At 64.4% G+C, this 24,896-nt stretch carries 23 protein-coding genes and 2 pseudogenes; 17 read left to right on the forward strand and 8 right to left on the reverse strand.

The genetic code is table 11. From position 1 onward, the window contains the following. Nucleotides 1–169: 169 nt before the first annotated feature. The 5 genes and pseudogenes from ccoP to JOZ76_RS03845 all read right to left on the reverse strand — a co-directional run bounded on the left by ccoP (nucleotide 170) and on the right by JOZ76_RS03845 (nucleotide 4,764). A complete protein-coding gene (ccoP, locus tag JOZ76_RS03825) occupies nucleotides 170–1,042 on the reverse strand; it encodes a cytochrome-c oxidase, cbb3-type subunit III (RefSeq protein WP_291697298.1) in 873 nt (290 codons plus the stop codon). A gap of 6 nt (nucleotides 1,043–1,048) precedes the next feature. After that, nucleotides 1,049–1,213 carry a cbb3-type cytochrome oxidase subunit 3 gene (locus JOZ76_RS03830; protein WP_291697299.1) on the reverse strand — a complete coding sequence of 55 codons (165 nt, stop codon included), beginning with the start codon at nucleotides 1,211–1,213 and terminating at the stop codon, nucleotides 1,049–1,051. Between the two features lie 14 nt (nucleotides 1,214–1,227). After that, nucleotides 1,228–1,962 carry a cytochrome-c oxidase, cbb3-type subunit II gene (ccoO, locus tag JOZ76_RS03835; RefSeq protein WP_291697300.1) on the reverse strand — a complete coding sequence of 245 codons (735 nt, stop codon included), beginning with the start codon at nucleotides 1,960–1,962 and terminating at the stop codon, nucleotides 1,228–1,230. Nucleotides 1,963–1,972: 10 nt separating this feature from the next. Next, nucleotides 1,973–3,589, reverse strand: coding sequence for a cytochrome-c oxidase, cbb3-type subunit I (gene ccoN / locus JOZ76_RS03840; RefSeq protein WP_291697318.1), 1,617 nt, complete (start codon nucleotides 3,587–3,589; stop codon nucleotides 1,973–1,975). 355 nt (nucleotides 3,590–3,944) lie between these two features. Then, nucleotides 3,945–4,764: pseudogene (locus JOZ76_RS03845) on the reverse strand (universal stress protein). Between the two features lie 268 nt (nucleotides 4,765–5,032). Here JOZ76_RS03845 and JOZ76_RS03850 point away from each other — a divergent pair. Next, nucleotides 5,033–6,532: a L,D-transpeptidase family protein gene (locus JOZ76_RS03850; RefSeq protein ID WP_291697319.1), complete on the forward strand. Its 1,500-nt coding sequence runs from the start codon at nucleotides 5,033–5,035 to the stop codon at nucleotides 6,530–6,532. 133 nt (nucleotides 6,533–6,665) lie between these two features. Here JOZ76_RS03850 and JOZ76_RS03855 read toward each other — a convergent pair whose 3' ends face one another. Further along, nucleotides 6,666–7,829 (reverse strand): branched-chain amino acid ABC transporter substrate-binding protein, encoded by a 1,164-nt coding sequence (locus JOZ76_RS03855; RefSeq protein WP_291697301.1) that lies wholly within the window; start codon nucleotides 7,827–7,829, stop codon nucleotides 6,666–6,668. A gap of 179 nt (nucleotides 7,830–8,008) precedes the next feature. On the opposite strand from JOZ76_RS03855, the gene JOZ76_RS03860 reads away from it, so the two are divergent. From JOZ76_RS03860 to JOZ76_RS03880, 5 genes are all read left to right on the forward strand, one after another. Then, on the forward strand, nucleotides 8,009–8,662 hold the full coding sequence (locus tag JOZ76_RS03860; RefSeq protein WP_291697302.1) for a CGNR zinc finger domain-containing protein: 654 nt from the start codon (nucleotides 8,009–8,011) through the stop codon (nucleotides 8,660–8,662). A 213-nt stretch (nucleotides 8,663–8,875) separates the two neighbouring features. Then, the gene (gene fixL, locus JOZ76_RS03865; RefSeq protein ID WP_291697303.1) at nucleotides 8,876–10,396 is read left to right on the forward strand and encodes a sensor protein FixL; all 1,521 of its coding nucleotides are present in this window, start codon (nucleotides 8,876–8,878) and stop codon (nucleotides 10,394–10,396) included. A 3-nt stretch (nucleotides 10,397–10,399) separates the two neighbouring features. Further along, nucleotides 10,400–11,011 carry a response regulator FixJ gene (fixJ, locus tag JOZ76_RS03870; protein WP_291697304.1) on the forward strand — a complete coding sequence of 204 codons (612 nt, stop codon included), beginning with the start codon at nucleotides 10,400–10,402 and terminating at the stop codon, nucleotides 11,009–11,011. 43 nt (nucleotides 11,012–11,054) lie between these two features. After that, nucleotides 11,055–11,495 (forward strand): response regulator transcription factor, encoded by a 441-nt coding sequence (locus JOZ76_RS03875; protein WP_291697305.1) that lies wholly within the window; start codon nucleotides 11,055–11,057, stop codon nucleotides 11,493–11,495. Nucleotides 11,496–11,591: 96 nt separating this feature from the next. Then, nucleotides 11,592–12,287, forward strand: a complete 696-nt coding sequence (locus JOZ76_RS03880) for a helix-turn-helix domain-containing protein (RefSeq protein ID WP_291697306.1) — start codon at nucleotides 11,592–11,594, stop codon at nucleotides 12,285–12,287. Between the two features lie 182 nt (nucleotides 12,288–12,469). Here JOZ76_RS03880 and JOZ76_RS03885 read toward each other — a convergent pair whose 3' ends face one another. Further along, complete coding sequence (locus JOZ76_RS03885; protein WP_441299969.1) at nucleotides 12,470–13,597, reverse strand: DUF3734 domain-containing protein; 1,128 nt, start codon at nucleotides 13,595–13,597, stop codon at nucleotides 12,470–12,472. Between the two features lie 517 nt (nucleotides 13,598–14,114). After that, on the reverse strand, nucleotides 14,115–15,116 hold the full coding sequence (locus JOZ76_RS03890; RefSeq protein ID WP_291697307.1) for an ABC transporter substrate-binding protein: 1,002 nt from the start codon (nucleotides 15,114–15,116) through the stop codon (nucleotides 14,115–14,117). Nucleotides 15,117–15,208: 92 nt separating this feature from the next. On the opposite strand from JOZ76_RS03890, the gene JOZ76_RS03895 reads away from it, so the two are divergent. The 11 genes and pseudogenes from JOZ76_RS03895 to JOZ76_RS03945 all read left to right on the forward strand — a co-directional run. Then, the gene (locus tag JOZ76_RS03895; RefSeq protein WP_291697308.1) at nucleotides 15,209–15,856 is read left to right on the forward strand and encodes a TetR/AcrR family transcriptional regulator; all 648 of its coding nucleotides are present in this window, start codon (nucleotides 15,209–15,211) and stop codon (nucleotides 15,854–15,856) included. Nucleotides 15,857–15,943: 87 nt separating this feature from the next. Then, nucleotides 15,944–16,714 carry an ABC transporter permease gene (locus tag JOZ76_RS03900; RefSeq protein ID WP_291697309.1) on the forward strand — a complete coding sequence of 257 codons (771 nt, stop codon included), beginning with the start codon at nucleotides 15,944–15,946 and terminating at the stop codon, nucleotides 16,712–16,714. An 18-nt stretch (nucleotides 16,715–16,732) separates the two neighbouring features. Beyond that, complete coding sequence (locus JOZ76_RS03905) at nucleotides 16,733–17,770, forward strand: NAD-dependent epimerase/dehydratase family protein (protein WP_291697310.1); 1,038 nt, start codon at nucleotides 16,733–16,735, stop codon at nucleotides 17,768–17,770. After that, entirely contained in the window at nucleotides 17,757–18,581 is an 825-nt protein-coding gene (locus tag JOZ76_RS03910; RefSeq protein ID WP_291697311.1) for a GNAT family N-acetyltransferase, read from the forward strand. Before JOZ76_RS03905 ends, JOZ76_RS03910 begins: the two co-directional genes overlap by 14 nt. Before the next feature lie 26 nt (nucleotides 18,582–18,607). Next, nucleotides 18,608–19,648: a dihydrodipicolinate synthase family protein gene (locus JOZ76_RS03915; protein WP_366938539.1), complete on the forward strand. Its 1,041-nt coding sequence runs from the start codon at nucleotides 18,608–18,610 to the stop codon at nucleotides 19,646–19,648. Next, nucleotides 19,648–20,424 (forward strand): ABC transporter ATP-binding protein, encoded by a 777-nt coding sequence (locus tag JOZ76_RS03920; RefSeq protein WP_291697313.1) that lies wholly within the window; start codon nucleotides 19,648–19,650, stop codon nucleotides 20,422–20,424. The genes JOZ76_RS03915 and JOZ76_RS03920 overlap by 1 nt, the downstream gene beginning before the upstream one ends. A gap of 6 nt (nucleotides 20,425–20,430) precedes the next feature. Then, nucleotides 20,431–20,680, forward strand: a pseudogene (locus JOZ76_RS03925) (amidohydrolase family protein); the annotation flags it as partial. 43 nt (nucleotides 20,681–20,723) lie between these two features. Continuing rightward, a complete protein-coding gene (gene dctA, locus JOZ76_RS03930) occupies nucleotides 20,724–22,031 on the forward strand; it encodes a C4-dicarboxylate transporter DctA (protein WP_291697314.1) in 1,308 nt (435 codons plus the stop codon). 323 nt (nucleotides 22,032–22,354) lie between these two features. Then, the gene (locus JOZ76_RS03935; protein WP_291697315.1) at nucleotides 22,355–23,755 is read left to right on the forward strand and encodes an MFS transporter; all 1,401 of its coding nucleotides are present in this window, start codon (nucleotides 22,355–22,357) and stop codon (nucleotides 23,753–23,755) included. A gap of 168 nt (nucleotides 23,756–23,923) precedes the next feature. Further along, nucleotides 23,924–24,373 (forward strand): (2Fe-2S)-binding protein, encoded by a 450-nt coding sequence (locus tag JOZ76_RS03940; RefSeq protein WP_291697316.1) that lies wholly within the window; start codon nucleotides 23,924–23,926, stop codon nucleotides 24,371–24,373. Between the two features lie 10 nt (nucleotides 24,374–24,383). Continuing rightward, the coding region (locus tag JOZ76_RS03945; protein WP_291697317.1) for a molybdopterin cofactor-binding domain-containing protein at nucleotides 24,384–24,896 on the forward strand (513 nt) is incomplete at its 3' end.

Raw genomic sequence — 24,896 nt, forward strand, 5'->3', positions numbered from 1 at the left:
TAGACCTTCTTGCGGGCCGCATAAAGCGGCCCGTCTTCGTCATAGTCCAGATCGGCCGCCTTGAAAGGTTTGTTCATGGCACGGACTCATCTCGCGTATGCAATAGAGTCTTAAGGCCGACTTCAGCAGCGCGGTTGATCCAGCTCAACTGAGCCGGAATTTTACGTCGTCATTTGCCGCCGCCAAGCGAGTGCACGTAAACCGCCATGGCTTTGATCGTGGCCGGATCGAGCCGCCCTTCCCAGGCCGGCATCACGCCGCCGCGCCCGTTGGTGATGGTCTCGATCAACGTCGCCTCGTCGGAGCCATAGAGCCAGATCTTGTCGCTCAGATTGGGCGCGCCGAGTTCCGGGTTGCCCTTGCCCTTCTCGCCATGGCAGGCCACGCAGTTGTCCGCAAAGATTTTTGCGCCGGCGGCGGCATCATAGCCGGCTCGCGTCGACAGCCCCGACAGCGAACGGACGTAGTTGGCGACGTCGACGATCTGATCCTGCTTCAGCACCCCTTCTTTGCCGAAGGCCAGCATCTGCCCTTCATGCGCCTTGGGATTGCCCGAGCGCGCGCCGTACTGGATGGTCTGCATGATCTGGTCGAGCGTGCCGCCCCACAGCCAGTCGTCATCGTTCAGGTTGGGAAAGCCTTTTGAGCCTGTCGCGCCCGAGCCGTGGCAGGGCGCGCAATTGTCGCCGAACACGGTCTTGCCGCGGGCCCGCGCGAGCGCGAGCAGCGCCGGATCCTTTTCGATGTCGGCGAGCGAGGCCGCACCGAGCGCAACCATCTTCTCGCCGCGGATCCTGTCGAGGTTGGCGAGCTCCACGGCAACGTCGGCGCGGGTGGAATAGCCGAAGACGCCCTTGGTGTTGCTCGAGATCAACGGCCAGGCCGGATACACCACCCAATAGCCGATCGCCCAGACGATGGTCAAATAGAAGGTGATCAGCCACCAGCGCGGCAGCGGCGTGTTCAGTTCCTTGATGCCGTCCCACTGGTGGCCGGTGGTCGCGGTGCCGGAGACGGTATCGATGTCGCTATGATCGGTCATGATGGATCAATCCTCCCGCAACGGCATTTTCGCCGCCTCGTCGAAAGCGGCCTTGTTGCGAGGCCAGAGCGCGTAGGCCACGATCAGGGCGAAGATCGCGACGAAGACCGGGGTCCACACCGTCGTCACGAGATATGACGCGGTGTTATGGACGATCAGGATGGCGTTCATTGGTGTCGCCTTCGCTAGCGCAGGTTGGCTTTTTCGTTATAGAGCTTGAAGTCGACCAGTGTGCCGAGCATCTGCAGATACGCGATCAGCGCATCCATCTCGGTAGGCAGCCCGGCCTTGCCGTCGAAATTGCGCACGACGGCCTTGGGATAGCGTTTTGCGAGCGCGTCGGTGCCGGAATCGTCCGGGCTCGCCTGCGCGCTGAGGTCGGCGGCGGCGTTGGCGACCTGGTCATCCGTATAGGGGACGCCGACCGCGCGCAGAGTCTTGAGATGATCGGCGATGGTTTCGGGATCGACCTCGGTCGAGGCCAGGAAGGCATAGGCCGGCATGACAGACTGCGGAACGATGGCGCGCGGATTGGTCAGATGCGTCACGTGCCAGTCGTCGGAATATTTGCCGCCGACCCGCGCGAGATCTGGCCCGGTGCGCTTCGATCCCCACTGGAACGGGTGATCATACATGCTCTCGGCCGCGAGCGAGAAGTGCCCGTAGCGCTCGACCTCGTCGCGCAGCGGCCGGATCATCTGCGAGTGGCAGAGATAGCAGCCCTCGCGGACATAGACGTTGCGGCCGGCGAGTTCGAGCGGCGTGTACGGCCTGACGCCGTCCACCACCTCGATCGTGCTCTTGAGGTAGAACAGCGGCAGGATCTCGACCAGGCCGCCGATCGCGATGACGAGGAGAATCCCGACCACCAGGATGATCGAGTTCTTTTCGAAAACGTGGTGCCTTGTCCAGAACGACATTGTCCTCTCCTCACTGCGCCGGCTGCAGGGCAACAGGCGAGGAAACTTCCACCTCGCCGGCGCGCACGGTCATCCAGAGATTGTAGGCCATGATCAGCGAGCCGATCAGGAACAGGGCGCCGCCGGCGGCGCGGATGACATAGAAGGGATGCATCGCTTCGACGGTCTCGATGAAGGAATATTCGAGGAAGCCGAGCGAGGTGTAGGCGCGCCACATCAGGCCCTGCAAAATTCCCGACACCCACATCGCCGAGATGTAGAGCACGATGCCGAGCGTCGAGACCCAGAAATGCCAGTTGACGAGTTTTAGGCTGTACAGCCTGCGGTCCCACAGCCAGGGCACCAGGCAATAGAGCGCGCCGAAGGAGACGAAGCCGACCCAGCCGAGCGCGCCGGAATGCACGTGGCCGATGGTCCAGTCGGTGTAGTGGCTGAGCGAGTTCACCACCTTGATCGACATCATCGGCCCCTCGAAGGTCGACATGCCGTAGAAGGCGACCGACACCACGAGCATGCGCAGCACCGGATCGGTGCGCAGCTTGTCCCAGGCGCCAGATAGCGTCATCAAGCCGTTGATCATGCCGCCCCAGGAGGGCATCCACAGCATCACCGAAAAGGTCATGCCGAGCGTCTGCGTCCAGTCCGGCAGCGCGGTGTAGTGCAGATGATGCGGGCCGGCCCAGATGTAGAGGAAGATCAGCGACCAGAAATGGATGATCGACAGCCGGTAGGAATAGATCGGCCGCTCGGCGCGCTTGGGGATGAAGTAGTACATGATCGCCAAGAAGCCCGCGGTCAGGAAGAAGCCGACCGCGTTGTGGCCATACCACCACTGGAACATCGCATCCTGCACGCCGCCCCAGGCGATGTAGGATTTTGAGCCGAACACCGAGACCGGCAGTGCCGGATTATTGACCAGATGCAGCACCGCGATGGTGACGATGAAGGCGAGATAGAACCAGTTCGCCACGAAGATGTGCGGCTCCTTGCGCCTGATCACCGTGCCCAAGAAGACCAGGAGGTAGACGACCCAGACGATGGTCAGCCACAGATCGGCATACCATTCCGGCTCGGCATATTCCTTGCTCTGCGTGACGCCGAGCAGATAGCCGCTGCCCGCGACCAGGATGAAGAAATTGTAGCCGAGCACGACGAACCACGGCGCGAGCTCGCCGGCGAGCCGCACGCGGCAGGTCTTCTGCACCACATAGAACGACGTTGCGATCAGCACGTTGCCGCCGAAGGCGAAGATCACGGCCGAGGTGTGCAGCGGGCGCAAGCGCCCAAAGCTGAGCCAAGGCTCGAAATTGAGCTCGGGCCAGGCGAGCTGCGCGGCGATAATGAGGCCGACCAGGAAGCCGGCAATGCCCCAGAACATCGCAATGGCGGCGCCGAACTTGATCGGCCCAAGATTGTAGTTCGGCCTGCCGTTGATCTCCTGCGGCGGCAGTGTCGCCGGGCGGTCGAAGTAGCGGTTGAGAATCACGAAGACGGAGGCGACGCTGGCCGCGGCGGCCAGCGCCGCATGGAACGCGAACGGCCTGTCGACGGCCTTCGCGGAGGCGATGACGCAGAGAAATGCGGTGACGGTAAAAACCAACGCCAGGCCGCTTTCACCTATGGTCATGGACTTTGCACGTGAGGGCTGAATCAGGGGCTGGCTCATGCGAGTTCTCTCTGAAGAGCGATGCGCCCTTACAACCACACTCCCGCTCAACGGGATTTGATCGAAATCAAGATGGCGGGGAGCGATGCGTTGAAAACACGCAAGCTAGCTTTGGTCGGCGTCGAAGCCGTGAAATGGTCGGTCTGCCATACCCTTCGGAGTCGTCTGCCCGGCCTTGTGCCGGGCATCCACGTCTTGCTTTGTCGCCGACGGCGTGGATGGCCGGGACAACAAGCCCGGCCATGACGCCGGGAAACGTCGGTGCTGACGTCCACTGCCTCAAAGGTGCTCCCGCTGTTGTCGTCGCGCGAATTCTCTAATGCGACAGCAGCACGCAGCGATTGCTCTGCGTCACGAGATGCTCGGTCACGCCGCCGAGCACGAGCTCGCGAAATCGCGAATGGCCGTAGGCACCGGCCACGATCAGGCCCACCCCCAGGTCTTGCGCGATCTCGTCGAGTTCCGCCGTCACGCCGCGCCCGCGCGTCTCCGGCACGCGGGTCGTCGCGACGATGCCGTGACGCGACAGAAAGGCCGCGACGTCGTCAAGCTGCGCCGGCGCAGCACCCCGCTCGCCATCGTCTTCCGGGATTTTTGCAATCACGACATTCTTCGCCCGGCGCAGCAGCGGCAGCGCGTCCGATAGCGCCCGGCGCATCCTTCCAGGCCACCAGAACCATGTGCAGATCGAGCTGGCGGACGCCGTCGGGCACGAGCAACACGGGCCGGCCCGCCTGCATCACCAGGTCCTTCGGGCTTGCGACCGTGAACGCATCCGACAGCGCAGGGCCGTGCCCGCCGGTGACGATGATATCGGCCGAGCGCGCCTCCCGCAGGGCATGACGGCTTGGAAAATCCAGCGCGCTGCGCCATTCGACAGCCTTGCAGGCCCGGTTCCGCAGCGCCTGCCGGAACTCTGCTTCCAGTTCGGCGAGACGCGTTCTGATCGCGGCCTCGCCCTGTTCGATCAGGCGCTCCGCTATCGCACCGTCGGCGAAATAGAGCGGGGAGAATTGCGCCGCCGCGATGCCGATCACGGCTGCACCAAATTGCTCGGCCAACTGGCCAGCCAGTTCAAGGCGCGCATCGTTCGATTGGTCGAGCCCCAGGCCGACCATGACGCTGGCCAATGTCATGCAACTCCCCGCGGCAGCAGTTCATGGCCGCAGCCTAGCCCCGGGCCGGCCGCTGCCACATGAGATAGATCAAATTCCGCGCTTCCCGCGTATCTCCGCATGCGAGCGGTCGGCCGAAACCCGCGCAGGGGGCCAAATATTCCAAAACCCCGGCCCCCGTTCCGCGTTGGCGGGCATGATGGAACGGCGCTAGTCTCAGCGAAGTTGATGCAGGTCCTTTTATCGAACGCCCATGAGGTCCGGTTTGTCGAATCCCGAACGCAGGCGGATGCATCTGGTGTCCGCGCGCCTTGTCATTGCCACCCTCGCCGTCCTGATCGCGGTGCAGGACCGTGCGGCCGCGCGTGGCAGGAGCGAACGCAGGATCGAGTCCATCGAGACGCGAACCGCCGGCGATCCGGTCCTGGCCATTGTCTCGCTCCAGCGGCAACGGATCACGATCTATGACGCCGACGGCTGGATCCTGCGGGCGCCGGTGTCGAGCGGCCAGCGGGGACGCGAGACCCCTGCCGGAGTTTTCAGCGTCATCCAGAAGGAGGCCGAGCACTATTCGAACCTCTATGACGATGCGTTCATGCCCCACATGCAACGCCTGACCTGGTCCGGCATCGCACTGCATGGCGGCGTCGTGCCGGGATATCCGGCCTCCCATGGCTGCGTCAGGATGCCGTTCGATTTCGCCGAGCGGCTGTTCGATCTGACGCGGACCGGCCTGCGTGTGATCGTGGCGCCCACCGATGCGGCGCCGGCCGAGATCACGCATCCGCTGTTGTTTCAACCGAAGCCGGGCGCCGCCGCCGAGGCACTGGCGCGCAAGGCGGAGGAGGATGAGGCGACAAGAAAAGCCGATCAGGCCAAGCTTGCCGCCGGAACCGCCTACCGTGCGGCGATGCAGGCGACGGTGCCGGCGCGCACGGCGGAAAATTTGAAGGCCAGGGCCGAGGCACAATTGGCCGCCGCTGAAACCGCCCTCGCCTCCGCGAGCACGGCCGAGGCCAGGCAGTCGGCCGAAGATGCCAAGGCGGCCGCGGCAGCCAAGGTCAGCGAACTGCAGGCGCAAGCGGACGCCGCCAAGGCCGAGTTGCAGCCGAAGCAGGAGGCGCTCGCCGCGGCCCGCGAGGCCGCCGCCGCGGCAGAGACGGTCAGGGCCGCGGCCGCCGAAGCGACGCGGCTCGCCGCACGCGCACGCGAGCCGGTCTCGGTGCTGATCAGCCGCAAGACCCAGCGGCTTTATGTCCGCCAGGGTTTTGAGCCCGTGTTCGACGCTCCGATCACGATTTCGGATGCCGATCGTCCCATTGGCACCTATGTCTTCACCGCCGCGGCGCGTGAGAACGAGGCCGACACCATCCGATGGAACGTCGTGGCTCTCGCGGGCAGTCATGGCCACGATGCGCGCGAGTCAGGTGTCACCGCAAAGCACGGCCGTGACACGGAGCCACTGACACATGAGGCGATCGCACGTGAGGCTGACGGCGCAACGGCTGCGCTCGACCGCATCAGCATTCCGCAGGACGTGCTCGATCGCATTCCGGGAACCCCACCGCGCTCGTCGGTGATCGTCACCGACGAAGCGCCGAGCACCGAGACCGGCAAGGGCACGGATTTCGTGGTGGTGCTGAGCGACGAGCCGCAGGGCGGCATCAAGTTCCGGCACCGCGAGCCCGCAACCGAACACAGCTACGGCTACGCGCGCGGCTACGGCTACTCCCGCCCGCGGCCGTTCTTCTGGGGCACGCAGTACAGGGCGCCGTTCTCGACCTGGTGACCGTGTCGTTTGCGCCGTTGCTGTAGGGTGGGCAAAGGCGCGCTCTTGCGCGCCGTGCCCACCATCTTTCCGCGAGTGTGATGGTGGGCACGCTTCGCTTTGCCCACCCTACCAACCGAGCGAGATCGGAAGGTCATTCGCCGATCTGGTCGACCGGCTTGAAGTGGTCGCCCTCGACCGTGTTGACGAAGATGACCGCGGATTTGTTGTCGCCCTTCTCGGTCCACTGCACCGGCTTGGCATAGGCGATGCCCTGGAACGTCAGCTTGCGCAGCGCCGCGACGACGTCGGTGCGCGTCGGCAGACCTTGCTTCGCCTTCGCGGCATCGGCGATCGCCACCATCAGCAGGCGCGCCGAATCGTAGGAGCTGGCGGCATAATTGTTGATCGGCCCGTATTTCGCGGTGTACTTCGCGCCGAACTCGGCTGATCCGGGCACGGTGCCAATCGCCGGTGCGGCGGAGAGGATGCGCACGCCTTCCGCCTTCGTCGCCGCTCCTTCGGACGCCGCGATGAAGGCCTTGGTGTCCCAGCAGCCGTCGCCGCAGGTGAACAATTGCGAAACCCCCTGCGCACGCATCTCCTTCAGGATCAGCGCGCCCTCGCGAATGCCGGCAAAAAACACCACGTCGAAATCCCCAGGCCACGATCTTACGAAATCGGCAAAATCCTTATCGCCCACCTTGACCGATTTGCGTGCCACCACGGTGCCGCCCGCGCCAAAGCCGGCCACGAACTGGTCGGCGAGGCCCATGCCATAGGCCGTCCCGTCGTCGACCACGAGCGCGCGTGTCTTGCCCATTTTCTCGATGAGATAATGCGCCAGGCCGGGCCCCTTCCGGTCGTCGCGGTTGGTGAGGCGGAAGATGGTGGCAAAGCCGCTTTCCGTCACTTTTGGGTTGGACGCCATCGGCGTGATCACGGCAAGCGAGCAGTCCGCATAGATCTGCCCCGTCGCGATGGCGACGCCGCTGTTGACGTGTCCGACCACGCCCAGCACGGCCGGATCATCGCAAAAACCCTTGGCGACGGCCTTGCCGGCCTCGGGGTCCGCTCTGTCGTCGACGGCCACTGCCAAAACCTTGGCGCCGGCGACGCCGCCGGCCGCGTTGCGCTCATCGACAGCGAGGTCGACCGCCTGTTTCATCTCGACGCCGAAACCGGCCGAGGTCGTGGTGAGCGGCCCGCCAATGCCGATCTTGACCTCCTTGCCACTAAGTTGCGCAGCGGCGGGGGCCGTAGCGCCGAGAGCGAGAACGCACACAAGGACGGGGAGAGCGCCGCGCCAACGGGTCATGGTAACCTCCAAACAGCTTTTTGCTGGTCGGAGGCTGTCACGCACCTAGCTACCAGTCAATAATCGATAGATGGTTACGGTTTTTCCTTGCGTCGGCGCGCGGAAATGCCTGAAATGACACCGTGCTGTCGCGCGGGCGACCAGCTTGCGGGTCTGAAAATGCGGTTTGATGGTTACACATGCGCGCGCCTGGCAAAGCTCCGACCGTCGTTGCGCCCTCGCGCGCCGGCAGCCTCGATCTGGTCGGCGGCGAACTGGCATGGGACTTCACCAACACGTCCTCAGCGCGCGGCTCGCCCGCGCACCAGGAGCATTTGCGGGATTTCGACACGCTGATGCAGTGGGTCGAACACGCCCGCGTCATGCCGCCCTCCGACTGCGCGCACATCCGTGCCGCGCTGTCGCACCATCCGCGCCGGGCGCGCCGCGTCTTCGACCGCGCGATAGAGCTGCGCGAGCTGATCTGGATGATCGGGACCGCGCTCGCCGAACAGCGTCCGCTCCCGGCCAGGCTGCTCGACCTGCTCTCGGCCGCCCATGCGGAAAATCTGCGCCACGCCGAGATGCGGATGCGCCTCGGCAGCTACATCTTTGTGTTCGATCCGCGCCGCGACATTTTGGCGGCCATCCTCGGCCCGATCACACTGTCAGCCCTGACGCTATTGATGGAGAAGGACCTCCTGCGCACCAGGCGCTGCGCCGGCCAGGAATGCGGCTGGCTGTTCTTCGACACCACCAAGAACAACCGCCGCCGCTGGTGCGAGATGCGAGTCTGCGGCAACCGCGCAAAAGTGCGGGCCATCAGGGAAAGACAGCGCGGTAGGATGGGTTGAGCTCTTTCGGGAACCTCATCATGTTTTCCTCATCTCGCTGGGTGTCCGGCGGGGATCGGCCATTGGTCCCCTGGACGGGCGATTTGATCAACCGATAACCACATTTTGCGCCCTGCCCGGTTCCGGATCGCGAATTTCGTATAGAATCCGCCGGCGCAATCATGCGGCCGGATGGGGGCCGGAAAGCGGCTTGATGGCACGGAAGGTTTTGGCGTGACCGACGCAACGCATCCCTTCCCCGAGGATCTCGCTCGGGACGACAGCTCATGGCGCCGGATCGACGGATTTGGCGTCGGAACCTTCGATCTCAATCTCGAAACGCACCGGCTTGTGTGGTCGGACACGACGCGGGATCTGTTCGGTGTCGCCCGCGACCAGGTCGTGACCTATGAGCTGTTCCTGTCGCTGCTCGAGCCACGGGACCGCGCCCGCATCGAACAGGAGATCAAGACGGTCGCCAAAAGCGGCGGCCGGTTCGACGTCTCGATCAAGCTGCGCGGCCAGGCCGACAACCCGCAATGGGTCCGCGCCCGCGCTGGTGTTGTGGACGAAGGAGGCGCCACTGCCCGGCATCTCTGCGGAATCATTGTCGACATCAACGAGCAAAAGCACATCGAGGAGGCCTTGCGCCGCCGGGAAAGCCATCTGCGCTCGATCCTCGACACCGTGCCGGACGCGATGATCGTGATCGACGGCGAAGGGATCATCCAGTCCTTCAGCGCCGCGGCGGAGCGCATGTTCGGCTATTCGGAAGCCGAGGCGATCGGCAAGAACGTCAAGGTGCTGATGCCCGAGCCGGACCGCACGCGCCATGACGGCTACATCGCGCGGCACCGCCGGACCGGGGAGCGGCGCATCATCGGCATCGGCCGCATTGTCACCGGCAAGCGCCGCGACGACACCACGTTTCCGATGCATCTGTCGGTCGGCGAGATGGAATCCGGCGGCGAGCCCTACTACACCGGCTTCATTCGCGACCTGACCGAGCACCAGCAGACCCAGGCCAAGCTGCAGCAGCTGCAATCGGAGCTCATGCACGTGTCGCGCCTGACCGCGATGGGCGAAATGGCGAGCGCACTGGCGCATGAGCTCAACCAGCCGCTCGCCGCGATCGCCAATTACATGAAAGGCTCGCGCCGGCTGCTCGCAGGCAGCCAGGAGCGCAACATCCAGAAGATCGAGAGCGCGATGGACCGTGCCGCCGAACAGGCGCTGCGCGCCGGCCAGATCATCCGGCGGCTGCGCGATTTCGTCTCGCGCGGCGAATCCGAGCGCCGCGTCGAGTCGCTTGCCAAGCTGATCGAGGAAGCCGGCGCGCTGGGGCTGGCCGGCGCCCGCGAACAGAGCGTGCAACTGCGCTTCAACGTCGATCCGCTGGCCGATCTGGTGCTGGTCGACCGGGTTCAGATCCAGCAGGTGCTTGTCAACCTGTTCCGCAACGCGCTCGAGGCCATGGCGCAATCGCCGCGGCGGGAGCTCGTCGCGGCCAACCGCAAGGTGGCGGACGACATGATCGAGGTCGAGGTCTCCGACACCGGCACCGGATTCGCCGATGACGTCATGCCCAATCTGTTTCAAACCTTCTTCACGACCAAGGAGACCGGAATGGGGGTTGGCCTGTCCATCAGCCGTTCGATCATCGAGGCCCATGGCGGACGCATGTGGGCCGAAAACAACGCGGCGGGTGGGGCGACGTTTCGTTTCACGCTGCCGGCGGCGCCGGGCGAGAGCTGATCGATGTCGCGCAATGTCTATGTCATCGACGACGACGAGGCGATGCGGGATTCGCTGAACTTCCTGCTCGATTCCTCCGGTTTCGTCGTAGCGCTGTTCGAGACCGCCCAGCAGTTCCTCGACGCGCTGCCCTCGCTCGAATTTGGGTGCGTGATTTCAGACGTGCGCATGCCCGGCATCGACGGAATCGAGCTGCTCAAGCGCCTGAAGGCGCTGCGCAGCGGTTTTCCGATCGTCGTGATGACCGGCCATGGCGACGTCCCGCTGGCGGTCGAAGCCATGAAGCTCGGCGCGATGGATTTTCTGGAAAAGCCGTTCGAGGACGAGCGCCTGATCGCCATGATCGAGGCGGCGCTGCGCGTTGCCGAGCCGGCGGCGAGGGGTGACGCGGTGGCGCAGGACATCGCGGCACGGATCGCCAGCTTGAGCCCCCGGGAACGCCAGGTCATGGACGGACTGGTCGCCGGCCTGTCCAACAAGCTGATCGCCAGGGAATACGACATCTCGCCGCGCACCATCGAGGTCTACCGCGCCAACGTCATGACCAAGATGCAGGCGAACAGCCTCTCCGAACTGGTGCGGTTCGCGATACGGGCCGGCCTCGTCAAGGATTGAGGCAGATCAAGCCGCGCTTGCGACGAATGGTGCATGATGCCGGATGACCAATCTTGCTCCACGGCCTCTCATCATGGCTCCCTGCTGCAAACCTACGATCTACGTGGTCGACGACGATGCCGGCGTGCTCGGCTCGTTGCGCTTTCTGCTGGAGACCGACGGTTTTGAAGTGAAAACCTTCAGAAGCGGGATGGCGCTCCTGAACGCCGCGGCGCCTGATGGCATCGACTGCCTGGTGATCGACTACAAGATGCCCGACATCAACGGCATCGATCTGGTCGGACGGCTGCGCGAGCACCACGTCGCGGCGCCCGTGATTCTCATCACCGGCTATCCCGACGAGAACATTCTTGCGCGCGCCGCCGCGGCCGGTGTCGAGCATGTGCTGCAAAAGCCGCTGCTGGGCGACGGGCTGGTCAAGGAGATCCGGGGCGCCATTTCGGAGGGCATCCCGGGGCCGAAAGCGGCCGCTAGACCTCCGTAGTTCTACTTACGTGGACCTCCTTAAGATATCGGCCGAAATTTCCGAACAGGGTGAACGCATGTACCCCTTGGCCATCCGCCGCACAGGAGATGGCACATGCTCACCCAAACCCAGACCACACCCGTTGTAGCCAACAAGATCAGTCTGGGCCATGCGACCCCCTCGGCTTCCGACCAGTTTGCCGCGATCGCAGGGCATGCCGGGCTGGTCGCCTCGGAATTCTCCTACCGGAAGGACGAGGAAATCTATGGCGAGGACGAGCCGGCGGAATACGTCTATCAGGTGATGTCCGGCGCGGTCCGCACCTACAAGCTGCTCTCCGACGGCCGCCGGCAGATCGGCGCCTTCCATTTGCCCGGCGACGTGTTTGGCCTGGAGACCGGCGCAGCGCACCGCCTCGCGGCGGAAGCCATCACCGACACCACGGTGCGCCTGGTGAAGCGGCGCAGCCTGGAGCAGGCCGCGGCAGTCGATGTCCAGGTCGCGCGAAAACTCTGGACCATGACGGCGGGCGATCTGCGCCACGCCGAGGATCACATGCTGCTGCTCGGGCGCAAGACCGCGCTGGAGCGGGTCGCGACTTTCCTGCTCGAAATGGACCGCCGGCTGACGGTCGCCGGCATGCTCGCGCTGCCGATGTGCCGGCGCGATATCGGCGATTATCTCGGCCTGACCCTGGAGACGGTGTCTCGCGCGCTGTCGCAACTCCACAGCCAGGGCGTTCTCGGCTTCTCCGGCGCGCGCCAGATCGTGCTGCGCAACCGCCAGCGCCTTCACACCATGGATGCCTGACGGTCCTCCCCGCACTCAGAAGAACCCGCAGCGACCGCTTCGGCCGTTTTCTTTGCGACAAGTGTAGCGGCAAGTGTGGGGTGGGCAAAGGCGCGCTTGCGCCGTGCCCACCGTCTCACCACGCGCACAACTAAGATGGTGGGTACGCTTCGCTTTGCCCACCCTACACCTCGAACTCTCCGCTACTCATGAAAAATCACGCCGGCGAGCGGATCGAACTCGCCGACCCAGGGCGCGCGCGCCAGCACCTCCTTGGTGTGCGCGTATCCGGCGTTCCAGCGCGCCGCGATCCCGGCCGCGGTGAAATCGATGTCCTTGGTGTGGGTTTCGCTTTTCAACTGCGGCGCCTGCAGACGGACGATGTGCATCCGCGTCTGGCAGCCGTAGCTCATGAGCTCCCGCACCCGCGGATCGTCACGCGCGGCCTCGGGCAGCCTCGCAGCCAGCTCCTTGATGACGTGACGCAGCCGATGGATCTGGTCCTGCCGCGCGATCTGGGTCGCAATCCGGCTGGAATATTGAATGTCCTTCTGGCGGTTGAACACATCCGCCATCGTGGCGGGCTCGGGCCCATGCGAATTCCACAGATGAACCGAGAAGATCAGCGAATCCCGGCGCGGATTGTCGTCGAACACCGCCTCGGTCGGCGTGTTGGACAGCACGCCGCCGTCCCAATAGAGCTCGCCATCGATGCGCACGGCCGGAAAGGCCGGCGGCAGCGCGCCGGACGCCATCACGTGCTTGACGGACAGCGCGCAGTGGCGCGTGTCGAAATAGCGCATCTGGCTGGTCTGCACATGGGCGGCGCCGACCGAAAGCCGCGGCCGGCCGCGGCTCGCCAGATCGAAATCGACCAGCTCTTCAAGCGTCGCCTGCAGCGGCGCGGTCGAATAATAGCCGGCACGATCGGCGCCGAGCGGAAAGGACTCGCCGACATGGGCGATCGGATTGGGCGCAAAAAAGCCGCCGATGCCGTGGGCGACTGCCGACCAGGCGGACAGCCGCTCGGTGAAGGCCTCCAGCGCCTCGTGGAAGTGAAACAGCGGGTTCTGTTCCACCCGCTTCCAGAATTCCCGCAAGCGGCCGAGCCGCGCCTCGCGGGTGTTGCCGGCGATCAGGCTCGCATTGATGGCGCCGATCGAGGTGCCGATGATCCAGTCGGGTTCGATGGAGGCCTCATGAAGCGCCTGATACACGCCGGCCTGATAGGAGCCGAGCGCACCGCCGCCCTGCAGCACCAGCACGACCTGACCGGGAAGCGTGCTGACGGCGATATCAGATGAAGAAGTCCTGTCCTGCATGCCCTCCATGTCCTGCTCCCGGCCGCCTTCCTATGACGATGTATTCGCTATGATGGCCCAATCCAGCTCTATTTTGCGATCGTGGACTGTTTCGCTTGCAAAGACGGCCTTAGCTCACCACCGGCGCCTTGGCTGCGAACAGAAAACAATAAGGCTCGAGGCTCCAGACCACCCTGCCCTGGGCCGAGGTGATTCTTGCGTGCTCGATGGTTCCGAGAAAGCCGCGGGCGGCGTTGTCGAAATCGGCGGTGTCTCGGCAACGCCTCCAGCATCGCCTCGTGCTGTGCGACAACCCGGGCGGAGGCCGACTTTGGGGTCTCCGGCAGCACATCCTTTGGCGGCTTGTGCGCGCCTCCGCCATCTTCGTTGCCCTCCCACCGATCTCAGAGGACATCTAAACGTGGTCAGCACGCGCCGACTAGGTGCCGGAGGGCCTTGCAAACAGCGACGCCATCCGAGACCCCCGAAGGCCCGGACGGCTTCGCCTCGGCAACGACGATCGAAGCGAATAGCGCCGCTGCGGCTGTCACTTCTTCACCTTGCTTGCATCCATCTTGATCGACGTGTCCAGCATTTTGGTCGTGAACGCTGTCTGCACATCGAACGGCTTCTCCATGCCCAGATAGGTCTGGACCAACTCATAATCCTTCTTCATCCGCTCGCCGTCGATCCAGCCCAGCGCCTTAGTGGTGGTGAATTCATCCTTCATCAGGAATTTGATGCGCTCCCACTGGCGTTTCTGGTTCTCCTCGTCGAGCCCGGAGACCTGTTCGAGCAGCGCCTTGAGGCAGGGCGTCACGTCGGCGACGCAGGCCGCGTAGGCCTTCTGGGTGATCCTGACGAAATCCTCGACCAGTTTTGGGTTCTTCTGCAGAAACGCTCCGTTGACGATCAGCGAGTTGCCGTAAGGGTTCAGCCCCATGTCCTTCCAGTTGAGATAGCCGAGATCGCCGCCGAACTCGATCAGCTTCAGGTCGTGCTCGTTGTAGAAATCGCTGATGATGTCAACGGTATGGCTCTTCAGCGCCGCGATCTTCGCCGTCGGACCGACATTGACGAAGCTGACCGCGTCGGGCGCGATCCCCGCGGCCTTCGCAAAGGCCGGCCACATCACCCGCGAGGCATCGCCCGGCGGGTTGCCGATCTTGTGGCCGGGGAAATCCTTCACGCCGTTCACGCCATAGCTCTTCAGCCAATAGAACGTCTGCCCGGTATTGGCGTAAATGCTCATCAATGCAACCAGGTCGGCCCCCTTGCTGCGCGCGACCAGCGCGGTCGCGAGGTCCGCGATGCCGAATGGCGAGCCGCCGGAGCCGACCTTGAGCGAGGAGACACCGGACCCCTTGCCGACCTCGATGGTGAGATCGATCCCGGCCTTTTCGTACCAGCCCTGCGCCTTGGCATAATAGAAAGGCGAATGGTCCGCCGTCGGGGTCCAGTTCAACATCAGGTTGATCGGCTCGGCGCCAGTCGGGCCCGCGGGCAGCAGAAGGGCCAGCGCGAGAGCGGCTATCATCAGATATTTCATGGCCATGCCTTCCCTACAACCTTGTCGATCCTCGCCGACGACGCTACCAATGCAACAAAGCGCCAAGTCAATTGTCAACTATTCGGTTGGGGATGCCAGCAAAACGAGCAAATGGAAACGGGCCACGGCGCCGTGATCCCGCCGCGACGCGAACCAAGCTGCTCGCGGCGGCGCGGCGCGAATTCGCCGGCAGCGGCCTCGCGGGCGCCCGGGTCGACGAGATCGCGGACCGTGCCGGCGTCAACAAGCAGCTTGTATATCATTATTTCGGCGACAAGGACGCACTCTACCTCGCCGTGCTCGAATGGGTCTACGAGGAATTGCGTATCCAGGAACGAGAGCTCAACCTCACGGGCCTGCCGCCCGAACAGGCGATCCGCAGGCTTATCGAGGCCTCCTTCGACCATCTCGCCGCGCACCCCGATTTCATCGTGCTGCTGAACGACGAGAACCGCGGCGGGGCCAGGCATGTCCGGGGGTCGCGGCGGCTGCCGGCCATGCATTCCCCGCTCGTCAGCATGGTTTCCAAGATCCTGCGCGAGGGCGTACGCACGGGGGCTTTCCGCAGGGGTATCAATCCGGTGCAGCTCTACATTTCGATCGCGGGCCTCAGCTATTTCTTCTTCTCCAACACACCGACCCTGTCGGCGATCTTCGGCACGGATCTCAGCAGCCCGGCGCAGCGGCGGGCACGGCGACGGCATGTGGTCGATCTCGTCATGCATTCGCTGCGGCCCTGACGATCTTATCAACCATATGGTTGAATGCATGCGCTCGCCGCGATAGATTGGCCGACAGGCGACGAAAGAGGCCATGAGGAGCATCGGGTGCCCGGTGACGGAAAGCGATCGGCGCGGGCTTTTGCCATCGTTCTTGGCGTGCACCTTGCCGTCATCGGGCTGTGGCAGCTTCTGGTGGATGCGCTGCACGTGCCGAAATTCATCCTGCCTACGCCGCTGGCGGCGATCGAAACGCTGCTCCATCCAAACTATGCCTGGTCGTCCAACGTCGCCGTCACCGCCGCCGAAATCCTTGGCGGGTTTGCGCTGGGCGCGCTGGTCGGTGTCGCGCTTGCGGTCATCTTCACCTGGTCGCGGCTGGTGAGTTTGCTGCTGCTGCCGCTGTTCGTCACACTCAACATGATCCCGAAGGTCGCGCTCGGGCCGCTGATCATCGTCTGGTTCAGCTATGGCCTCGTTCCGAACATCCTGATTGCGTTTTCGATCTGCTTCTTTCCGATCCTGCTGACCACGGCGCGCGGCCTCTCCGAGGTCGAGCCCGACCTGCTCGACCTCGTCCGGTCGCTGCGCGGTTCGCGCTGGACCCTTTTTCGCAAGATCCAGTTGCCGGGGGCGCTGCCTTACGTGTTTTCCGGCATGAAGGTCGGAGCGATCCTCGCCGTCGCCGGCGCCATCGTCGGCGAGTTCATCGCCTCCGAACGCGGCCTCGGCTATCTCATGATCCAGGTCCAGTCCTCGCTCGATACGCCGGCCATGGTCATGGCAGTCGTGCTGCTCACATTGCTGGGCGTCGCCCTTTATGGCGTCGTGCTCGGCTTGGAGCGCATGTTCGTGGTCCGGGACATCAGACTGAACTAGAAGGTCCTTTGAAGACATATGCTGCTCTCGCGCGACACCCTGCCAAACACGATTGCCGACGTCACCGCGCTCGACGACTTGCTCTGCCGGCCGAGCCAGGCCTTGATCGACGACCTCGGCAAGACCAGCGGCGACATCATGATCCTCGGCGTCGCCGGCAAGATGGGGCCCACCCTGGCCGGCCTCGCCAAGGCTGCCGCGCCCGGCCGCCGCATCATCGGGGTCGCGCGTTTTTCGGACCCGAGCACACAAGACTGGCTCGCCAATCGCGGCATCGAGACCATCCATTGCGATCTGCTGGACCAGGCCGCGGTCAGGGCCTTGCCGAAGACTCCGAACATCGTCTTCATGGCCGGGCGCAAATTCGGCGCAGAAGGCGATTTGTCCCTCACCTGGGCCATGAACGCCCATGTTCCCGCGATCGTTGCGCAAGCCTTTCGCGCCTCGCGAATCGTGGCATTCTCGACCGGCTGCGTCTATCCGTTCGTGCCGGTGGACGGCAAAGGAGCTGATGAGGCGACGGCGCCCGATCCGCCCGGCGAATATGCGCAGTCGTGCGTAGGGCGCGAGCGGATGTTCGAATATTTTTCCCGAAAATTCGCCACACCGGGCCGCCTGTTCCGCCTGAACTACGCGATCGACATGCGCTACGGCGTGCTGCACGACATCGCGACGAATGTGTCTTCCGGCACGCCGATCGACGTAAGCCTCGGCCATGTCAATTTCATCTGGCAGGGCGACGCCGCATCACAGGCCTTGCGGTGCCTTGCGCATTGCGACATGCCGACGTCGCCCCTCAATGTCAGCGGTCACGAGATCCTCGCCGTGCGGGACCTTGCTGCGGCCTTTGGCAAACTGCTCGGCCGCGATCCGATAATTGTCGGCAGGGAACAGCCGACCGCCTGGCTGACGGACACGCGGCAGGCGACAAAACTGTTTGGGCCGCCGGTCGTCGACATCGAGCGAATGATCGCTTGGACTGCGGATTGGGTCGCACGCGCGATGCCGAGCCTCGGCAAGCCGACCAAATATGAGGTACGCGATGGACGCTACTGACGATTTGGCGATCGTGCAGCTCGGCCCGGAGGAGGCCGCTGGCGGTCTTGCACTATCCAGCGAAGCCCATTGGAATCAGAACGAGGCCGATTGGAGCTTTTTTCTGAGCAGTGGAACAGTCTTCGGAATTCGCGCCCCAGATCATCGTCTGATCGCGACGGCGGCGCTGATGCCCTACGGCGCAAGCGACGCCTGGATCAGCATGGTGCTGGTCGCCGCGAGCTGGCGCCGGCGCGGCCTTGCGACGCGGCTGGTCGATGAATGTCTGAAGAAAGCGAGAAGCCTCGGCGTGACCTGCTGGCTCGATGCGACGCCGGCAGGTGCCGCGGTCTACGGGCCGCTCGGATTTGCGCCCACGATCCAGTTGCGACGGATGCGCCTCGACCTGCCGCCGGCCATGACGGGCGCGCCATTGCCGCGGGGCAAGCTCGGCGACTTCATCACCTGCGACATCAGTGCCATGGGCTTCGATCGCCGGACATTGCTGGAAGAGCTCGCGGGCCGTCCCGGCTCGCGGCTGGTCTCGAACGGCGACGCATTAGCGCTTGTCCGCAGCGGACGCACCGCGCGCCACATCGGTCCGGTCTTTGCGGAGAGCTCCGCGCATGCGCTGAAGATGGTCCGCGATATCGCCGCTAGCGAAGCCGGCCCCCTCTTGATCGATGCCGTCACCACGCAGCATGGGTTTCTCGAAGGCTTGGCAGAGTGCGGCTGGCGTGAAGAGCGGCCGTTCCAGCGCATGTGGTTCGGACGCACCACAAGCCATGCCGATGAGCCCCCGTTCGCGGTCGCCGGTCCTGAATACGGATAAGAGCCGTGGCAGCGCATCACAGCCAAATGAAATCGGGCGTGCGGCGATTGATCGCTGACGGCACCGTGCTCCCGGCGCATCCGCTGGCCTTGCATGCCGACCGCACCCTCGATCGCACCCACCAGCGCGCCTTGACGCGCTATTATATCGACGCGGGCTCCGGTGGGATCGCAGTCGGCGTGCACACCACGCAGTTTGCGATCCGTGACGTCGGCCTCTACCGGCCTGTCCTGGAACTGGCGGCCGAAACCGCGTTGCATTGGACTTCGCGGCCGCTGGCGCTGGTCGCGGGCCTCGCCGGACCGACGCAGCAGGCCGTCGCGGAAGCCGAGATGGCCCGCGGCATCGGCTATCACGCCGGCCTGCTCAGTCTCGCCGCCATGACGGCCGCGAGCGAGGACGAGATCATCGCGCATTGCGAAACTGTCGCGCGGGCGATTCCGCTGGTCGGCTTCTATCTGCAGCCCGCGGTCGGAGGCGTCGTCCTCAGCGCAGATTTCTGGCGTCGCTTTGCCGGCATCGACAATGTCATCGCGATCAAGATCGCGCCCTTCAACCGCTATCGCACGCTCGACGTGCTGCGTGGCGTGTGCGCGGCGGGGGCGCTCGACCGGATCGCGCTCTATACCGGCAACGACGACCACATCCTGCTCGATCTCACCTTGCCCTTTGATCTCAGAGACAAGGGCGTGACGGTCAGGACCCATTTTCGCGGCGGCCTGCTCGGCCACTGGTCGGTCTGGACGGCGAGCGCCATCAGACAGTTTGAGCGCTGCAAGGCCGCGCGCAACCAGGCGAGCATCCCGGCCGATCTGCTCGCGCTCGACGCCCGCGTCACCGATTGCAACAGTGCGTTCTTCGACGTCGCCAACAATTTCCACGGCTGCATTGCCGGCTGCCACGAGGTGCTGCGGCGGCAGGGCCTGATGCAAGGTATCTGGTGTCTCGATCCGGGAGAGGGCTTAAGTCCCGGCCAGTTGCAGGAGATCGATCGCGTCACCAGCGAGCACGCCGATCTCTCCGACGACGATTTCGTCGCCGCCAATCTCGACAGGTGGCTGGCGTGATGGGTGACGAACCCTTCATCAGCCTGCGCAACGTCCGCAAGACGTATCCGACTGACACCGGAGAGTTCCTCGCGGTGTCAGATGTCACCATGGATGTGCGCGAAGGCGAGATGGTCTCCCTGGTCGGCCCCTCCGGGTGCGGCAAGACCACAATCCTGAAAATCCTCGCCGGGCTGCATGCCGTTGATGGCGGCAGCATCAGCATCGGCAATGCGCGCACGCAGTTCGACCCCGGCCGCGACGTCGGCATGGTGTTTCAGCAGCCGCTGCTGTTGAAATGGCGGACCGTGATCGACAATGTGCTGCTGCCCGCGGAAATCGTCGGCCTTCCGATCAAGGCCGCGCGGACGCGGGCTTGCGACCTGCTCAATCTCGTCGGACTCTCGGGCCAGGAAGACAAATACCCGCAGCAGCTCTCCGGCGGCATGCAGCAGCGCGCCGCGATCGCGCGCGCCCTGATCCACGATCCCAAGCTGATCCTGATGGACGAGCCGTTTGGTGCGCTGGATGCGTTGACACGCGAACAGATGAACCTGGAAATGCTGCGAATCTGGCACGAGAGCGGCAAGACCATCATCCTGGTCACCCACTCGATCCAGGAGGCGGTGTTTCTCGGCTCGCACTGCGCGGTGCTCAGCGCTGGCCCGGCACGCATGGCGGAGTGTTTCCCGATCCTGCTGCCCTATCCGCGCGCGCTGCCGATCAAGACCACCGATGAATTCGGCGTTTATGCGCGGCGGATCTATGCGAGCCTTGGCCTGACCGGAGCCTCCTGAACATCGGTCACGGGCCCGCAACGGGCCGCCGCGTCCGGGCCGCCCTTCCATGACGCCGTCCCATTTGCGCAAAAGCTGATCGCAATGCGCCGGACCGCGTCATCTGGGGCACGGGTTGGCCGCCGAATGTCAAGTTCATGCCAAATGATGGGGATCTGGTCGACCGGATCGCGCTTTACACGCCCGATCCGGCGAAGCAGAACAAGCTCTTGGTGAGAATCCGGAACGGCTGTTCAAGTTCGACGCCAAGGGTTGAAAAAGGGCAAGTGCCGCCGCACCGTTAAAGCAAGGGAGACACGATGACAGCCACGACTTTGGCCACCGAAACCCGCCGGGATGTGCGCCGTGCATGGTGGCGGGAGCTGTGGGTCCAGGTGATGATCGCGATGGCCTTGGGCATCGCGCTCGGCGCCATCAGGCCTGATCTCGGCGCCCAGATGCAGCCCTTGGGCGATGCCTTCATCAAGGCGATCCGGATGCTGATCGCGCCGATCATCTTCTGCACCGTGGTGAGCGGCATCGCTCACATGGCCGACATGGCCAAGGTCGGCCGCGTCGCTATCAAGGCGCTGGTCTATTTCGAGGTGGTCACGACGTTCGCGCTGATCATCGGCCTTGCCGCGGTCAATCTCTGGCAGCCGGGAGCGGGGATGAACATCGATCCCGCCTCGATCAATGCCAGTGTCGTCGAGCCCTATGTGAAGCAGACCGCCGCGGTCGGCTTCGTCCCCTTTCTGATGAACATCATCCCGCAGACCTTTGTCGGCGCGTTCGCCGAGGGCAACATCCTGCAGGTCCTCTTCATCTCTGTCATGTGCGGTTTTGCCCTGATCTGGCTCGGCGAGCGCGCAAGGCCTGTCACCGACGTGATCGATGTCGGCGGCAAGATGATTTTCGGCATGGTGAGAATGGTGATGTGGGCCGCGCCACTTGGCGCATTCGGGGCCATCGCATTCACGATCGGCAAGTTCGGCCTGGGATCGTTGGCCTCGCTTGGAAAACTGCTCGGCGGCTTCTACGTGACCTGCATCCTCTTCATCGTCATTGTCCTGGGGCCGATTTCGCGGCTTTGCGGCTTCAGCCTGTGGAAGCTGATCCGCTATATCCGCGACGAGCTTTTGGTCTGCATCGCCACCACCTCTTCGGAGACGGTGCTGCCGCGCATGCTGTCAAAACTCGAGACGCTGGGCTGCGAACAGAGCATCGTCGGGCTGGTGATCCCCACCGGCTATTCCTTCAATCTCGACGGCACCTGCCTTTATCTCGCGACGGCTGCGGTGTTCCTCGCGCAGGCGACCAATACCCAGCTCGATCTCGCCCAGCAGATCGGATTGCTGCTGATCCTGCTCGTGACCTCGAAAGGCGCCGCAGGCATCGCCGGTGCTGCCTTCGTGGTGCTCGCGGCAACGCTGGCCGCGACCGGCACGATCCCGGTTGCGAGCGTCGCGCTGGTTTTGGGCATTCACCGGCTGATGTCGCAGGGGCTGACCCCGACCAATCTGGTCGGCAATGCGGTTGCGACCATCGTGATTGCGCGCTGGGAGAATGCGCTGGACGCCGACCGCATGGCCAGGGTTCTGGACGGCGAGCTGCCGGCTGAAAGCTGATGCGTCCTGTTTGATGGAGTTTTTTTGCACGATGTTTTCCCGCCCCACGCGTCCACCCCCGCTTGCTCTGACGATAACCCTGCCCGCTTGCAGTCCGTGGTCCGCCTTCGAAGGGGGACTCCGATTCCAAGGCGAACGGCCTCGTTCGCGCTGCTGCGGATCGCGCCGGGGAGAGGCGCAGATCAACGTCGAGCGAGCATCGGCCTTCCGTCTGTCACGGGGCCGGTATTGAAGGCCTCCGCATAGGCCATATGCAGCAGCAAGTCTGTGGAGAAAGGCGGCGCCGTATTACACCGGGGCTGGCTCCGGAGATTGCTTCTCGAATGTACGTCGACAGGAATGCGCCGCGTCCACCCGCTCAACCCGCGACTGACGGGCTGCCCTGGGAACGTCGGCGCTGGGCGATCGCGGCCATCTTCACCGCCCTCGCAATGGCCTCGCTCGACACCGCGATCGCCAATATCGCCCTGCCCGCCATCTCTATCGATCTCCGTGTCACACCGGCCGAGGCGGTGTGGGTGGTGAATGTCTACCAGATCGCGCTGGTGGCGACCCTGCTGCCGCTCGGGGCGCTCGGCGAGATCGTCGGGCACGAACGTATCTATCTCGGCGGCCTCCTGCTGTTCACGCTGGCCTCGCTCGGCTGTGCGCTGGCGTGGTCGCTGCCAAGCCTGCTGGTGGCCCGGACGCTGCAGGGTCTCGGCGCCAGCGGCATCATGAGCGTGAACACCGCGCTGGTTCGCTTCGTTTATCCGAGCCACATGCACGGACGCGGGTTCGGGCACAACGCGCTGGTGGTCGCCGCCGCCTTCACGCTCGGGCCGAGCATCGCCTCGGGCATTCTCGCGCTCGGACCCTGGCCGTGGCTGTTCGCCGTGAACCTTCCCTTTGGTGTCATTGCGATGCTGATCGGCCTGAAAACCCTGCCAATCCTGCCGCAGGCAAAACACGCCTTCGATTTTCCCGGCGCGCTGCTGGCCGCTGCCGCTCTCGGCCTGTTCATCATCGCCATTGGCGGGGCGGCACACCAGATGCAGCCGATGCTGGTGTGGACCTACCTGATCGCCGCCATCGTGCTGGGCTGGATTTTGACCCGCCGGCATGCCGAACATCCGGCGCCGATGCTGCCGATCGACCTGTTCCGCCGAGCGCTGTTCGCGCTGTCGGCGGCTACCGCGGTCTGCTCGTTCGCCGTGCAGGGCCTCGGCTTTGTCGCGCTGCCGTTCTACTTCGAGGACATTTTGCAGCGCTCGCAGGTCGAGACCGGCTTTCTGATGACACCCTGGCCGCTGGTGGTCGCGATCATGGCGCCGATCGGCGGCCGTCTGTCCGATCGTTTTCCCGCGGGCTTGCTCGGCGGCCTAGGCCTTGGGATGCTGGGGATCGGAATGGCGCTGCTCGCGACCCTCCCGGCGGGCCCCAGCGTCGCCAATATCGTCTGGCGCATGGTGATCTGCGGGATCGGCTTCGGTTTCTTTCAGACCCCGAACATGAAGGCGCTGATGCTCAGTGCACCGCCGCATCGCAGCGGGAGCGCCAGCGGCATTGTAGCGACTGCCCGGCTGATCGGGCAGACCACCGGAGCCGCGCTGGCCGCGCTTTGCTTCAGTCTCGCCGGGCGCGATGGCGCAACCCTGGCGCTTGCGCTCGGTGCCGGCTTTGCCGCGCTGGGAGCAATCATGAGCCTGTTGCGATTGACCGTCCCATTGCGAGGCAATCGCTGATTGTCCAGAAGACGACTAACACCGGATCCGCCGATATCTTCCTGGCGCCTATGCATGCCAGATATCCTCGGCCCGCATGCGCAGAATATCTTGATTTGAACCCCTCCGTTTTGCCACTCAATTTCCCGACGAGCCCAATCGGTGGATCGGGCCAACAAGGGGACTGCGATGGCAAACCTCACGATCAATGGAAAATCATTCAACGTCGACGTCGAGCCGGACACGCCGCTGCTCTGGGTGATCCGGGAGAATGTCGGTCTCACCGGCACCAAATATGGCTGCGGCATCGCACAATGCGGCGCCTGCACGGTGCATGTCGACGGCGTCGCCGTGCGCTCCTGCGGCATGACGGTCAGTGACGCCGCGGGCAAGCAGATCACTACCATCGAGGGCCTCTCAGCAGGCGGTGCGCTGCACAGGGTGCAGCAGGCCTGGATCGCGAACGAGGTCCCGCAATGCGGCTATTGCCAGAGCGGAATGATCATGGCGGTGGCGGCGCTTCTGAAGGACAAGCCGAAGCCGACCGACCAGGACATCGACGAGGCCATCACCAACATCTGCCGCTGCGGCACCTTCCAGCAGGTGCGCGAGGCCATTCACGCTGCCGCGAGCGCGTAAGGAGGCCACGATGAACCAACACGTCTCGCCAAAACTCAGCCGCCGCGCATTCGTGATCGGGTCTGCGGCCGTCGGCACCGGCCTTGCGATCGGGCTCGACATGCCCTTCGGTGGACCCGCCGTCGTCCGCGCCGCCGATGGCTCGCCGGAAGTCAACGCCTGGGTCGTGATCCAGCCCGACGATACGGTGGTGATCCGCATCGCCCGCTCCGAAATGGGCCAGGGCACGATGACCGGCCTCGCGCAGCTCGTCGCTGAAGAGCTGGGGTGCGACTGGTCGAAAGTGACGACCGAGTTTCCGACCCCGGGGGAAAATCTCGCCCGCAAGCGTGTGTGGGGCGACTTCTTCACCGCCGGCAGCCAGGGCATCCGCTCGTCGAACGAGATCGTCCGCAAGGGCGGCGCGGCGGCGCGCATGATGCTGATCGAAGCGGCGGCCGGCGAGTGGAAGGTGCCGGCCTCCGAGTGCAGCGCTTCACTCGGCGTTATCACGCACAATCCGACGGGGCGCACCGTCACGTTC

Source organism: Bradyrhizobium sp. (genome assembly GCF_019244115.1).
Lineage (GTDB): Bacteria > Pseudomonadota > Alphaproteobacteria > Rhizobiales > Xanthobacteraceae > Bradyrhizobium.